10 protein-coding genes and 3 tRNA genes are annotated in these 13,326 nt (G+C 55.9%); 1 reads left to right on the top strand and 12 read right to left on the bottom strand.

All coding sequences use genetic code 11. The annotated features are described in order from the left end of the window. Positions 1 to 32 precede the first annotated feature (32 nt). The 3 genes from B3Y70_RS11215 to zwf are packed head-to-tail and all read right to left on the bottom strand — an operon-like array spanning position 33 to position 2,912. Positions 33 to 680 carry a bifunctional 4-hydroxy-2-oxoglutarate aldolase/2-dehydro-3-deoxy-phosphogluconate aldolase gene (locus B3Y70_RS11215; protein ID WP_113879028.1) on the bottom strand — a complete coding sequence of 216 codons (648 nt, stop codon included), beginning with the start codon at positions 678 to 680 and terminating at the stop codon, positions 33 to 35. A gap of 50 nt (positions 681 to 730) precedes the next feature. Further along, a complete protein-coding gene (gene pgl / locus B3Y70_RS11210; protein WP_113879027.1) occupies positions 731 to 1,444 on the bottom strand; it encodes a 6-phosphogluconolactonase in 714 nt (237 codons plus the stop codon). After that, a complete protein-coding gene (gene zwf, locus B3Y70_RS11205) occupies positions 1,437 to 2,912 on the bottom strand; it encodes a glucose-6-phosphate dehydrogenase (protein ID WP_113879026.1) in 1,476 nt (491 codons plus the stop codon). Before zwf ends, pgl begins: the two co-directional genes overlap by 8 nt. 207 nt (positions 2,913 to 3,119) lie before the next feature. On the opposite strand from zwf, the gene B3Y70_RS11200 reads away from it, so the two are divergent. Further along, positions 3,120 to 3,992 carry a MurR/RpiR family transcriptional regulator gene (locus B3Y70_RS11200; RefSeq protein WP_011785314.1) on the top strand — a complete coding sequence of 291 codons (873 nt, stop codon included), beginning with the start codon at positions 3,120 to 3,122 and terminating at the stop codon, positions 3,990 to 3,992. Positions 3,993 to 4,046: 54 nt separating this feature from the next. Here B3Y70_RS11200 and B3Y70_RS11195 read toward each other — a convergent pair whose 3' ends face one another. From B3Y70_RS11195 to B3Y70_RS11155, 9 genes are all read right to left on the bottom strand, one after another. Next, positions 4,047 to 5,900, bottom strand: a complete 1,854-nt coding sequence (locus B3Y70_RS11195; protein WP_199452178.1) for a SurA N-terminal domain-containing protein — start codon at positions 5,898 to 5,900, stop codon at positions 4,047 to 4,049. Positions 5,901 to 6,058: 158 nt separating this feature from the next. Then, positions 6,059 to 6,331, bottom strand: a complete 273-nt coding sequence (locus B3Y70_RS11190; protein WP_008174603.1) for an HU family DNA-binding protein — start codon at positions 6,329 to 6,331, stop codon at positions 6,059 to 6,061. A gap of 238 nt (positions 6,332 to 6,569) precedes the next feature. Next, positions 6,570 to 8,987, bottom strand: coding sequence for an endopeptidase La (gene lon, locus B3Y70_RS11185; protein WP_286714298.1), 2,418 nt, complete (start codon positions 8,985 to 8,987; stop codon positions 6,570 to 6,572). A gap of 175 nt (positions 8,988 to 9,162) precedes the next feature. Beyond that, the gene (gene clpX / locus B3Y70_RS11180; RefSeq protein WP_011785317.1) at positions 9,163 to 10,446 is read right to left on the bottom strand and encodes an ATP-dependent Clp protease ATP-binding subunit ClpX; all 1,284 of its coding nucleotides are present in this window, start codon (positions 10,444 to 10,446) and stop codon (positions 9,163 to 9,165) included. Positions 10,447 to 10,522: 76 nt separating this feature from the next. After that, positions 10,523 to 11,158 (bottom strand): ATP-dependent Clp endopeptidase proteolytic subunit ClpP, encoded by a 636-nt coding sequence (gene clpP, locus B3Y70_RS11175; protein ID WP_011785318.1) that lies wholly within the window; start codon positions 11,156 to 11,158, stop codon positions 10,523 to 10,525. A 163-nt stretch (positions 11,159 to 11,321) separates the two neighbouring features. Then, positions 11,322 to 12,626 carry a trigger factor gene (gene tig / locus B3Y70_RS11170; protein WP_286714297.1) on the bottom strand — a complete coding sequence of 435 codons (1,305 nt, stop codon included), beginning with the start codon at positions 12,624 to 12,626 and terminating at the stop codon, positions 11,322 to 11,324. 218 nt (positions 12,627 to 12,844) lie between these two features. Continuing rightward, positions 12,845 to 12,929: transfer RNA gene (locus B3Y70_RS11165), tRNA-Leu, on the bottom strand. Between the two features lie 65 nt (positions 12,930 to 12,994). Beyond that, positions 12,995 to 13,070: transfer RNA gene (locus B3Y70_RS11160), tRNA-His, on the bottom strand. Between the two features lie 88 nt (positions 13,071 to 13,158). Then, a tRNA-Arg gene (locus tag B3Y70_RS11155) sits at positions 13,159 to 13,235 on the bottom strand. Between the last annotated feature and the right edge of the window lie 91 nt (positions 13,236 to 13,326).

The following is a 13,326-nucleotide window of genomic DNA, read 5'->3' as shown; positions in this document are numbered from 1 at the left end:
CCCACCACGACGGTGGGTTTTATGTGTCCGGTTTAAAGGTCGCCCAGACTTCCCCTGGCAATTTCCGACACTGCCGGCCAGTCTTTACCGGCAATGGCCTCCGCCGGCGTGAGCCAGGACCCACCAACAGCACAGACATTCGGTAACGCCAGATAATCTCTGGCTGTCTGGCGGCTAATGCCACCAGTCGGACAAAAGACGACATCGGGAAATGGCCCGCTGAAGGCCTTAAGCGCAGGGATACCCCCTGCCACTTCCGCCGGGAAAAACTTGAACTCCCGATAGCCCAACGCATACCCCATCATCAGCTCGGACACCGTCGAAACCCCTGGCAACAGCGGTGCCTCGGAGGTAACACCGAACTCCAGAATGGCCTCAGTAATCCCGGGGGTAATCACAAACTGCGCACCAGCAGACTCCACCTGTCGATACTGGGCGATACTGGTAACCGTTCCTGCACCAACCCAGGCTTCGGGAATGGCTTTCCTGACCTTTTCAATGGCACGCACTCCATGCTCGGTGCGCAAGGTAATTTCAAGTACCCGGATACCTCCATCTACCAGCGCACGGCACAGCGGGATGGCATCGTCCGGGTCTTTGATCGCAATCACAGGCACCAGAGGCGAGGCTGCCAGAACGGCCTGCACCCGCTCGCGATGATAGTCCGACAATTGATTCATGGTGATCTCCTAAAGCAGTTAGCGGCGGTGACCAGACAAGCAACGCGGCGTCACGGGCTCCAGAACACTTCCAGGCCGGGTTTCAGGAAGGCCCGCACCGGCATGGCAAATACATCATCCAGAGCCGAACACGCCCTTCTGAGCGTCTCCAGCTTGTCCTCCCCTTTCAGGTGCAGCGCGGTAAAGCGCGCTTGCGCCAGTACCGCCCGGGTCAGCGTCACCCTGGGCTGAGGCTGGGATTCGGGTGTCATCGCCGCTACCAGACCAGTATTGAACTCATCCATGGCTTCAGGCAGCTCAGGCGCATCCGGAAACAGCGAAGCGGTATGACCGTCATTGCCCATTCCCAGAATCACCACATCCACCGGCAGAACCAGCACAGAAAGCGCCTGCCGAACTGCCTCCAATCCTTGATCCGGAATTTCCCCCGGCTGCTTCAGTGCCAGGTAACGGGCTTTCGCAGCCCTGCCCACTAACAGATTGTTTCTGACCAGGGTTGTGTTACTGGCAGGGTCGCCCTCCGGCACCCAGCGCTCGTCCGCCAGCACAACATCCACTCTGGACCAGTCCAGATCCGCGTCGGACAACGCCTTGAAGAAGGGTAAAGGCGTAGAGCCTCCGGACACCACCAGGCTGACCCTGGACGCCTGCTCAAGACGACTGGCGAGCACATCGGCGACGGTCGAGGCCAAGGCCCGGGCCACGCGCCCGGCATTATCATCGGCGTGAAACCCTACCCCCTCTGGCAAGCGGATGTCAGGCATCCTCATACCAGCTCCTCCCATCCCGTGTGATCATGGCAATGGAGGCAACCGGGCCCCAGGTGCCGGCGGCATATCGCTTGGGCGGTTCGCCACTGTCTCGCCAGTTAGCGATGATCTCGTCGACCCAGCGCCAGGCGTATTCCACCTCATCCCTGCGAACAAAAAGGTATTGATTACCTTTCATCACCTCCCACAGCAAACGCTCATAGGCATCCGGAATGCGTTCCGCTTCAAAGGTTTCGGAGAAGGTCAGCTCCAACGGCCCCTGCCGCAATCGCATCCCCTTATCCAGCCCCTGATCCTTGGTCAGGATTTTCAGGGCCATTCCCTCATCCGGCTGCAACCGTATAATCAGTTTGTTGTTGGCCAAATGCTTCTGGTCCGGGTCAAAAATGTAGTGAGGCGCGGGCTTGAAATGGATGATGATCTGGGAAAGCTTCTCCGGTAGTCGCTTGCCCGTGCGGATGTAAAAGGGCACGCCAGACCAGCGCCAGTTGTCGATCTCAGCCTTCAGGGCCACGAAGGTTTCGGTGGCACTGCCCTTGTTGGCATCTTCCTCCTCCAGATAACCCGGAACCGGCTTGCCATTGCTGGTGCCTGCAGTGTACTGACCACGCACGACGTACCGATCCATCATGTCCGGGGTAATCCGCTTCAGCGCCTTGAGTACCTTTACCTTCTCGTCCCGGATACTGTCCGCTGACAGGTCGGCAGGCGGATCCATCGCAATCAGGCACAGCAACTGCAGCAGGTGATTCTGAATCATGTCGCGAATCTGACCGGCCTGGTCAAAATAGCCCCAGCGCCCTTCTATACCGACGCTCTCCGCGACGGTAATTTCAACGTGAGAGATATGATTCTGGTCCCACTGGGAGGCAAACAGGTTGTTGGCGAATCGCAGGGCAATCAGATTCTGCACGGTCTCCTTACCCAGATAGTGATCAATCCGGAACAACTGGTTTTCGTGGTAGACCTCTCCAAGCTCATCGTTGATCACCCGGGACGACTCAAGGTCGTGGCCAATAGGTTTTTCCACCACCACCCGGGTTTTCTCATTACAACAACTGGTCGCCTTCATATTGCGGGCAATCACGCCATACATCGAAGGCGGCGTGGCCATGTAGACGATGAGTTCGTTGTTGGGTTCATCCCGCCACTCACGCAGGGCCCCGTAGCCCTCAGGATCGGTGAAATCCAGCAACAGGTAATCCACCCGCTGCAGAAATGCATTCGCCACGCCAGCATCAAACTCACTGTCTTTCACATGATAGCGAAGCTTTTCAAACAGTTGCTCCCGGACGTCCGCTGTTGTTGCCTTCGTGCGCGCAATCGCCAGAATGCGACTGCCCTGCGCGAGCAAGCCCGCGCGCTCCAGCTGATACAGCGCAGGGAAGAGTTTACGCTGAGCCAGGTCACCCAAGGCGCCAAAAAGCATCAGGTCACACGGGGCATTCGCGTTCTTTACCATGAGTCGCGCCCTCCATGATTTGCCGCTCCACTTCATTCACATTAACAGGAAGTAGTAGTTTTAGAAAAAAAACAGTCAAACTGCTGACTCCCAGCCCTCAGAAAACCACGTTATGACACGTTGACTACCGCAAACACACCAATAAAACGGTATACTCCCGAGTTCTTAGATGATTCGGCCCCCAAGAGATCAACGGAGCATCCATTCATGACAACCAGTCACGCGCACCGGGAAGAGAATCTGCTGGAAGATATTCAGGAACGCCTGGATAATCTGAACAAGTCCGAGCGCAAAGTGGCAGAAGCGATTCTTAAGGACCCCAGCGCTGCAACGCGGTACAGCATTGCAGCCCTGGCCCGGGCGGCCAATGTCAGCGAACCTACTGTAAACCGATTCTGTCGGAGTTTTTCAGCGACGGGCTTCCCGGACTTCAAGATCCGATTAGCACAGAGCATTGCGACAGGAACACCCTATGTCGGCCAGAATATAGAGCCCGACGACACCGTGGCTGAATTCGCTGACAAAATCATGCTCAGCACCATTGCCAACCTGGATAAGTCTCGCCAGTCACTCGATCACAAAGCGCTAGCTTCGGCCATCGACTATCTTATCCAGGCAAAACAGATCCACTTTTTTGGCATGGGCGGCTCCGCGTCGGTCGCACTCGATGCCCAGCACAAGTTTTTTCGATTCAACATTCCCGTAACCTCATACGACGACGCTCTCATGCAGAGAATGGTGGCGGCAGGGGCGCAGGTCGGAGATGTGATCGTAATGATCTCATACACCGGCCGAACCAAGGAAAGCGTTGATATCGCCAGAGTGGCGCGAGAGAACGGCGCAACGGTTATTGGTATAACAAACCCGGAATCCCCTCTTGCGGAATTCTGTACGGTGGTGGTTGGCGTCACAACCCCGGAAGACACAGAAGTGTACATGCCCATGTCTTCCAGAATTATTCATTTGACGGTCATCGACATCCTCGCAACCGGTGTAACGCTGAAACGTGGATCGGATTTTCTGGGCCATCTCAAGAAAATCAAGGAAAGCCTGAAAGCTACCCGATATCCGAAAGAATGAACCGCTCACAAAAAAGCCCCCGAAAGGGGGCTTTTTTTCGAGGTCTACAGCAAATCAGTTCCGCTCAACCTCAGCTGTATTGCGAAGGTACTGCTGGTAGGCGGTATATTCACGCTGCCCCTCCAGCTGCGCCAGGAAACGCATCAGCTGTTGGTATTCCGCACCTTCCTGATCAACCTCACCTTCGTTGACACCGGTCAGCACAATGACAGCAGCCTGATCGGCCGTAACGGCGCGGCCAACGGTTGGCGAGTCACCATCCGGGCGGGCCATGGAAAACACTTCCTGCACCACGCGCGGGCTCAGGCCAGACACACTCCGGCCCTGATCTTCAAACTGCTGCCATTCACCGGCACCAAGTTCGTCAGCACTGGTACCGGATTCAAGCTGAGCCACGAGCTCATCAACACGGGCTGCCAGCGCATCCCGGGTTTCGGTTCTCTCCAGAATCCGACGAATCTCCGGCTCCACATCGGCCAACTCCAATTGGCGCGGTTCGTGATACTCGCGCACCCGGGCAACGACCGACACGTTATCACCCACGTCGATCAGCTCGGTATTGTAGCCACCCTCAAGTACATCTTCAGAGAACAGTTGACGTACCAGACCCGCATGATCAAAGGGTGCTGCACCGCCATCCCTGCTGACACCTTCGACCACCCGAATTTCCAGACCCAGCTCTTCGGCCGGGCTGGCAAGATCGTCGGCGGCGTAGGCCGCATCAGCCAGTTGCGAGCGAACTTCCGCAAAACGCTCACTGGCCTTGGTTCTGGCCAATTCGAGTCGCAGATCTTCACGCAACTCGTCAAAGGCAGGCACATCGGAGCGGCGCACCTCTTCCAGCTTGATCAGATGAAGACCAAAGCTGGTCTCAACCGGACCAGAAACTTCGCCTTCTTCCAGCCCAAACAGAGCGTCTTCAAAGGCTTCATCGTAGACACCACGGCCGGCAAAACCGAGATCACCACCTTCCTGCGCAGAGACGGTATCGACTGAGTATTCCTCGGCCAGGACGGCAAACGACTCACCGTCTTCAAGACGCTGCTGGATGGTTGCAAGAATCTCCTGCCCTTCATCACCGGCCTCTACAAGAATGTGGGCGGCACGGCGTTCTTCACGCGCGTATTCTTCAGCACGCTCCTCGTAATAGGCCCGCACTTCATCTTCGGCAACTTCAATGGACTCCGCCAACGCTCCCTGGGACAGGGTAATGTAGGCAGCATCCACCTGCTCTGGCTGACGAAACTGGTCACGGTTCTCGTCGTAGTACGCCTGCACGTCCGCCTCGGTCACATCCACCTTGTCCTGAACACTACTGCCATCAAGGGTCAGCACGCGGAAGTCACGGGTCTGATTCTGAATGGCCAGCAAATGGGCTGCATTCTCAGGTGCCACGACACCAGTCTGGACGATCGCCGCGCGAATCTGGTTTACCACATAGTTCTTGCGCATGCTTTCGCGGAACTCGGCAACGCCCATGCCCAGATTGCGCACTGTGGCTACAAACCGATCACGATTGAACTGGCCATCCACCTGGAACTGGGGCATCTGGGTAATCAGGGAATCGATGTCGGCGTCGGTCAGCTCCAGCCCCTGGCTCTGAGCGTCCTGAGTGAGCACGGCCTCCCGGATCAGCGCATCCAGCACGTCGCGGCGAATCTGATCTTCGTCCAACAGGGATTGATCCGGATTCTCCATCTGCATAAGGCGCTGCTGGCTTTCCATCTGTACGGTGCGCAGAAACTCCCGCTCGGTGATGTCCTGGCCGTTAACCGTTGCCACTTCTGGCTCGCCAGTGAAGCCGCCGATGATGGCATCCATTCCCCAGATCGAGAGGGAAATAATCAATAGGCCAACGATAACCTTGGCGATCGTACTCTGGGCGTTATCCCGAATATCTTGAAGCATGTTGTTCTCGAATCCCTGTTCAAGGTTCTGCTGTTGGTAGTGGTGAGGCGAAAGCTGAGAGAGCCACAGTTAACACGCAAAAAGGCGCACCCTTACCGGAATGCGCCTTGAATTCTGATGGCAGTTCCCGAAACCGGGAACTGCCAGAGAAAGAACCGTTACTTAACGGCGTCTTTCAGGGCCTTGCCTGCCTTGAATCCAGGCACTTTAGAGGCCGGAATCTTGATTTCTGCACCAGTCTGCGGGTTGCGACCAGTACGGGCAGCACGCTCTTTCACAGAGAAGGTGCCAAAGCCGATCAGGGTAACCTGGTCGCCTTTCTTCAGTGCACCGGTGATAGAGTTGGTCATGGCATCCAGCGCACGGCCAGCTGCGGCTTTGGAGATGTCTGCGGACTCTGCAATTGCATCGATCAGTTCGGACTTGTTCACACTAAACCCCTTCGATTTCAGGTTGAAGATGTTATAGGTCGGTTTGTTTTTTCGCGGACGTTCTCGACTATCGCATAAGCGATGGGAGAATTCCATTCTTCAGTTTTTTTATTCCTTGCGGCATTAAACCGGTGTTCGGAATAGGCACTTACTGCGCGGGAGCCCTTGGTATTGGCTGCTTCACGGCGAAACAGTTATACCAACGGGCTCTCAGGCGTGTCAACAACTCATCCGGTGTTTAATGTGTATTTATGCGCTCTGCAGCGTCGCCGGAATCATCAGAAGTGGCCGATTTGCCGGTTTCCTTGTCAGCATTTTCAGACCGGGGATCCGGCTGGTAGGCCAGCGCAATATCCAGAACCTCATCAATCCACTTGACCGGGCGGATCTCCAGCGATTCCTTGATGTTGTCCGGTATCTCCTTGAGATCCCTGACATTTTCATCCGGGATGATGACAGTTTTGATGCCGCCGCGATGGGCTGCCAGCAGCTTTTCCTTCAAGCCGCCGATCGCCAGAACGCGACCTCGCAAGGTGATTTCACCGGTCATCGCTACATCCGCCCGAACGGGAATTCGGGTCAGTGCAGAAACCAGTGCTGTACACATACCAATACCGGCACTCGGGCCATCTTTCGGGGTTGCTCCCTCAGGTACATGCACGTGAAGATCGTGTTTTTCGTGGAAATCATCCGCCACACCCAGGCCGGCCGCCCTGCTCCGGACCACCGTAAGTGCCGTCTGAATGGATTCCTGCATAACGTCACCCAGCGAGCCGGTTTTAACGACACGACCCTTACCTGGCGTCAAAGCACACTCTATGGTCAACAGCTCGCCCCCGACCTGGGTCCATGCCAGACCGGTCACCTGTCCGATCTGGTTGGTTTCTTCTGCCAGTCCGTATTTGAACTTTTTGACGCCTGAGTAATCCTCCAGAAGATCCGGCGTCAGGGTCACCGAGGCCTTGGTGCTGCTCTCTACGTGCTCACGCACCACCTTACGGCAGATCTTGGCGATTTCGCGCTCAAGACCCCGTACACCGGCTTCCCGAGTGTAGTAGCGGATCAGGTCCCGAATGGTCTCTTCCGGCAGTTTCAGTTCGTCCTTGCGCAGACCATTGGCCTTGAGCTGCTTGGGCAGAAGGTAACGCAACGCAATATTGACCTTCTCATCTTCGGTGTATCCGGGAATCCGGATGATCTCCATGCGGTCCAGCAGTGCCGGTGGAATATCCATGGAGTTGGAGGTACACACGAACATCACATCAGAGAGGTCGTAATCGACCTCCAGGTAGTGGTCATTGAACGTATGGTTCTGTTCCGGGTCCAACACCTCAAGCAGAGCCGAGGCCGGATCGCCACGATGGTCCATGCCCATCTTGTCGATTTCGTCGAACAGGAAAAGCGGGTTCTTCACACCCACCTTGGAAAGCTTCTGCAACAACTTGCCCGGCAGCGCGCCGATGTAAGTCTTGCGGTGGCCTCGTATCTCGGCTTCGTCACGCACACCACCCAGCGCCATGCGGGTGTATTTGCGATTGGTGGCCTTGGCGATGGACTGGCCAAGGGAGGTCTTGCCAACCCCGGGAGGCCCTACCAGGCAAAGCACAGGCCCTTTCACCTTCTTGACCCGACTCTGAACCGCCAGATACTCCAGAATACGCTTCTTCACCTCGTCCAGGCCGTAGTGATCCCGGTCCAGGATTTCACGGGCCTTTTCAAGGTCGTGACGAACCCGACTGCGCTTCTTCCAGGGGACCGCCAGCATCCAGTCAATGTAGCCGCGCACCACGGTAGCTTCCGCGGACATCGGAGACATCATCTTGAGCTTGTTCAGCTCTGCTTCGGTTTTCTTCCGGGCCTCTTCCGGCAGACCGGCTTCCTCAAGCTTCTGCTCAAGTTCCTCGAAATCGTTATTACCCTCACCGAGCTGGCCCATTTCCTTCTGGATCGCTTTCATCTGCTCGTTCAGGTAATACTCGCGCTGGCTGCGCTCCATCTGCTTTTTCACACGGCCACGGATGCGCTTCTCCACTTCGATCAGATCAATCTCACCGTCCAGCTTGCCCAGCAGAAGATCAACCCGCTTACGAACGTCCAGAGCTTCCAGCAACTCCTGTTTCTCGGGAATCCGCATCTCCAGATGCGCGGCCATGGTATCGACCAGACGCTCAAGTTCGTGGATACCGGTCAAAGCATTGGAAACCTCAGATGGCACCTTTTTGGACAGCTTCACGTACTTCTCGAATTCGTCCATCAGGGTCTTGGTGAGGACGTCTTCCTCGCGCTCCGGCAAGGATTCCTCATCCATCAGAATGGCCTGGCCGGACAGGTAATCGCCTTCCTCGATGTCAGAAATGCTGGCTCGGGAATTACCCTCTACCAGAACCTTGACGGTGCCATCCGGCAGCCGAAGCATCTGCAGCACCGTCGCCAGGGTGCCCATGGCAAATACATCCTTCGGGCCCGGCTCGTCGGTGGAGGCATCTTTCTGGGCTACCAGCAGGATTTCCTTGCTGCCCTCCATTGCCGCTTCCAGCGCCTGAATGGATTTTTCGCGGCCCACAAACAGCGGAACCACCATGTGCGGGAACACCACCACATCACGCAAAGGAAGCAGCGGGTATTCGTGCACAGTTTCATCAGGTATACGGGTCATGGGGAATCCTCTGACAGTATTTCTTTCAGCATATCACCCAACATTGGGGCGCTGACAAAAATTGCAATCTTTTTACGATGGGAAATATCAGGGAGCAAACGATAAGGGCCTGAGATGAAAAAGGGGCGTTGAACGCCCCTTTTATATCACCCGGTATTCTACGCCCTGTGCCCGCTCAGTCTTCGGGCACCGCCTTGGCGTGATCGCTGCTGGCGTAGATCTTGAAGGGCTCTGAATCGCCCTTGATCACACTCTCGTCGATCACCACCTTGGAGACATCATGCTCAGAGGGAATCTGATACATGGTATCCAGCAGGGTCGCTTCCATTATCGACCGCAGACCACGGGCACCGGTCTTGCGCTCCATGGCTTTTCTGGCCACTGCGCGCAGGGCGTCTTCCCGGAAGTCCAGCTCCACCCCTTCCATATCAAACAGCTTCTGATACTGCTTGGTCAGGGCGTTTTTGGGCTCGGTCAGAATCTGCACCAGTGCTTCTTCATCCAGTTCGGTCAACGTGGCCACCACAGGCAGACGGCCGACGAATTCCGGAATCAGGCCAAACTTCACCAGATCCTCGGTCTCGACTTCGCGAATGATATCGCCAGTGCTCTTGCTGTCGTCCTGGCTCTTGACTGTAGCCGAGAAGCCAATGGAACTGCGCTCAGAGCGTTCCTGGATAACCTTGTCGAGGCCGGCGAAGGCACCGCCACAGATAAACAGGATGTTACCGGTATCCACCTGCAGGAATTCCTGCTGGGGGTGTTTACGCCCACCCTGAGGAGGAACCGAAGCGACAGTACCCTCGATCAGCTTCAGCAAAGCCTGCTGTACACCCTCACCCGATACATCCCGGGTGATGGACGGGTTATCGGACTTGCGGGAAATCTTGTCGATCTCGTCGATGTAGACAATACCGCGCTGGGCCTTTTCGACATCGTAGTCGCACTTCTGCAGCAGTTTCTGGATGATGTTTTCAACATCTTCACCCACATAGCCTGCTTCGGTCAGCGTGGTCGCATCCGCGATGGTAAACGGAACATTCAGCATGCGCGCAAGGGTTTCCGCCAACAGGGTCTTACCGCTACCGGTGGGACCGATCAGCAGAATGTTGCTTTTGCCCAGCTCGACATCACTCTTGCCCTCGCCGTAGCGAAGGCGCTTGTAGTGGTTATACACCGCTACAGACAGAACGACCTTGGCGCGATCCTGGCCAATAACATATTCATTCAGAGTCTCACGGATCTCTGCCGGCGTGGGCAGCCGGTCGCTGGCCTCCTCCGGGGCGTTCTCCTGAATCTCTTCCCGGATAATGTCATTGCACAGATCAACGCACTCGTCGCAGATGAACACCGAGGGCCCTGCAATGAGCTTACGGACTTCATGCTGGCTCTTTCCACAAAACGAGCAGTAGAGCAACTTGCCGTTATCGTCGCCTCTGCCGTTTCTTTCATCTGCCATTGAAATACCTCTGTTCTTCGTTGGCCGGTGTCATCAGTGTGTACGCCGGCCGGTAGTGATGCGATGACTTTCAGTATTATTTATTCGATACGCGCTTATCAAGTATTGTATCGATCAACCCGTACTCTTTGGCCTGGGCAGGATCCATGAAATTATCACGGTCGGTATCCCGGGCGATGGTCTCGATGTCCTGACCGGTGTGCTCCGCCAGCAGCTCGTTGAGCGTGTTGCGGATTTTCAGGATCTCACGGGTATGGATCTCGATGTCCGTCGCCTGCCCCTGATAGCCGCCCAGCGGCTGGTGAATCATTACACGGGAGTGCGGCAGGCAGGCACGCTTGCCCTTCGCGCCACCCGACAACAGGAAAGCCCCCATGCTGGCTGCCTGGCCGATGCAAAGCGTTGCTACGTCCGGCTTCACGAACTGCATGGTGTCGTAAATGGACATGCCAGCGGAAACAGAGCCACCCGGACTGTTGATATAAAGGTGGATGTCCTTGTCCGGATTTTCGGATTCCAGGAACAGCAACTGGGCAACCACGAGGTTTGCCATGTGATCTTCAACCGGGCCAACCAAAAAGATCACCCGCTCCTTGAGCAGACGGGAATAAATGTCGAACGAACGTTCGCCGCGCGCCGTCTGTTCAATAACAATCGGCACCAGGCCTGAGCTGGTTATCATTGTAGGGCCATCAAACGGTTTCTGCGTCATGTGCGCCTGAACTCCTTATGGACAATGGTTTGGACTCCTGCTTCAACGGGAGCCCGCTGTATTCCGGTACCCCATATACTCTGCCAGCAGATCGCCCAGATGAAAACAGCCGGACACGCCGGCTGCTTCCAGAACACGGCACCGGGCCAGAGCCCGGCGGCCATCAGCGCTGGGGCTGACCGGCCTGCACCGCTTCCTCGTACTTCATCTTCTTCTCTTTTACCTTGGCCGCGCCAAGCACAAATTCAACCACGGCATCTTCCAGTACAGAAGACTCAACCTGAGCCTTCTGATCCGGGTTGCTGTTGAAGTGTGCAACAACCTCGTCCGGCTGTTCATACGTAGAAGCGATCTCCTGGATCTTTTCTTCCACTTTCGCTTCGTCAGCCTTCAGGTCATTTTTCTTGACCACTTCCTGGAACAGCAGACCGGTCTTCACACGACGCTTCGCCTGCTCTTCGAAGATTTCCTTCGGCAATTGCTGGAAATCCACCTGCCCGCCAAAGCGCTGAACGGCGTCCTGACGCAGGCGATCAATTTCCTGGTCAACCAGAGCCGCAGGTACTTCCAGCTCGGTGGTCTCCAGCAGACCATCTACAACGTCGTTCTTGACCTTGTTGGATACTGCCTGCTTGAGCTCGCGCTCCATGTTCTTCTTCACTTCCTCGCGGAAAGCGGCTTCGTCTTCAGCTTCGATGCCGAAACGCTTGAAGAATTCCTGATCCAGCTCCGGCAGCTGCGGCTCTTCTACCTTGTGGATAGTGATAGCGAACTTGGCATCTTTACCCGCGAGGTCTTCGTTGTGGTAGTCCTCAGGGAAAGTGACGTCGATTTCCAGCTCTTCGCCGGCTTTACCGCCCACGATGCCTTTCTCGAAACCGGGGATCATCTGGCCAGAGCCCAGGGTCAGACGATGGCCTTCAGCAGAGCCACCTTCGAATTCTTCCCCGTCGATAGAGCCTTTGAAGTCGATAGTCACAATGTCCTTGTTCTTGGACTTGCGCTTGACTTCTTTCATGGTGGCCTGCTGGCGACGCAGGTTATCGATCATATTGTCGATATCCTTGTCGGCAACTTCAGACACCGGCTTCTCAACGTTGATCTTGCTCAGATCACCCAGCTCAATTTCCGGCAGAACCTCAAAAATCGCGACAAACTCGAGATCCTTGCCTTCTTCCATGGTCTTCGGCTCCAGCTTGGGCCAGCCAGCCGGATTGATATCCTGCTCCTGCAGCGCCTTGATGTAGTTGTCGCGCATAGCCTCGCCAACCACTTCCTGGCGGATGCTGTCACCAAAACGACGCTTGACCACGCTCATGGGAACCTTGCCAGGGCGGAAACCGTTCAGGCGCACGGTGCGAGCAGTTTCCTGCAGGCGTTTCTGAACCGCCTGGTCGATTTCCTGGGCGGGCACACCAATCGTCATGCGACGCTCGATGTTGGAGGTCGTTTCAACAGACACTTGCATGGAAGTTCCTCAAATTACAGATTCTGTAGGTGAATGAAAATTAAACCAAAATCCCGGCAGGAGCAGCTCACCCCAAAGGGACGCAAAATTAAAAGCCGGTAGTTTATCACGGTTTGCCCCGCCGAGAGAATCACCCGGCCACCCTGAATATGGGTTTGAGACGCGCATAACAACGCGATACGGAAACACAATGGGGACAAATCAGAAAAAAGAAAGGGTGGTGCGAGAGGAGAGACTTGAACTCTCACGGGTTGCCCCGCTGGAACCTAAATCCAGTGCGTCTACCAATTCCGCCACTCTCGCATATCCGGCGTCGCTCTGAACCATAACAAGGAATCAGGGTACGCGGAAACAAACAAGGGGAAAAGTGGGGTGGACGAAGGGGTTCGAACCCTCGACCGCAGGAGTCACAATCCTGAGCTCTACCAACTGAGCTACGTCCACCACATCAGGGAGGTGCCATCCGGCACGCTACTGCTAACATCAACTTTGCTGGTTCGGCGAGTCCGGTACCAATCTGCGATTAACGAGATGGCGCGCCCGGCAGGACTCGAACCTGCGACCATCCGCTTAGAAGGCGGATGCTCTATCCAGCTGAGCTACGGGCGCTTGACCGTTCGCCCACCTGAATATCCAGAAAGTGGTCGGGGTAGAGAGATTCGAACTCCCGACATCCTGCTCCCAAAGCAGGCGCGCTACC

Origin of the sequence: Marinobacter sp. UBA5687, from assembly GCF_002420325.1 — a bacterium.
Classification (GTDB): Bacteria; Pseudomonadota; Gammaproteobacteria; order Pseudomonadales; family Oleiphilaceae; genus Marinobacter; species Marinobacter nauticus.
The sequence above is the reverse complement of the archived record's forward strand: the minus strand, read 5'-3'. Positions and strand labels throughout refer to the sequence as shown.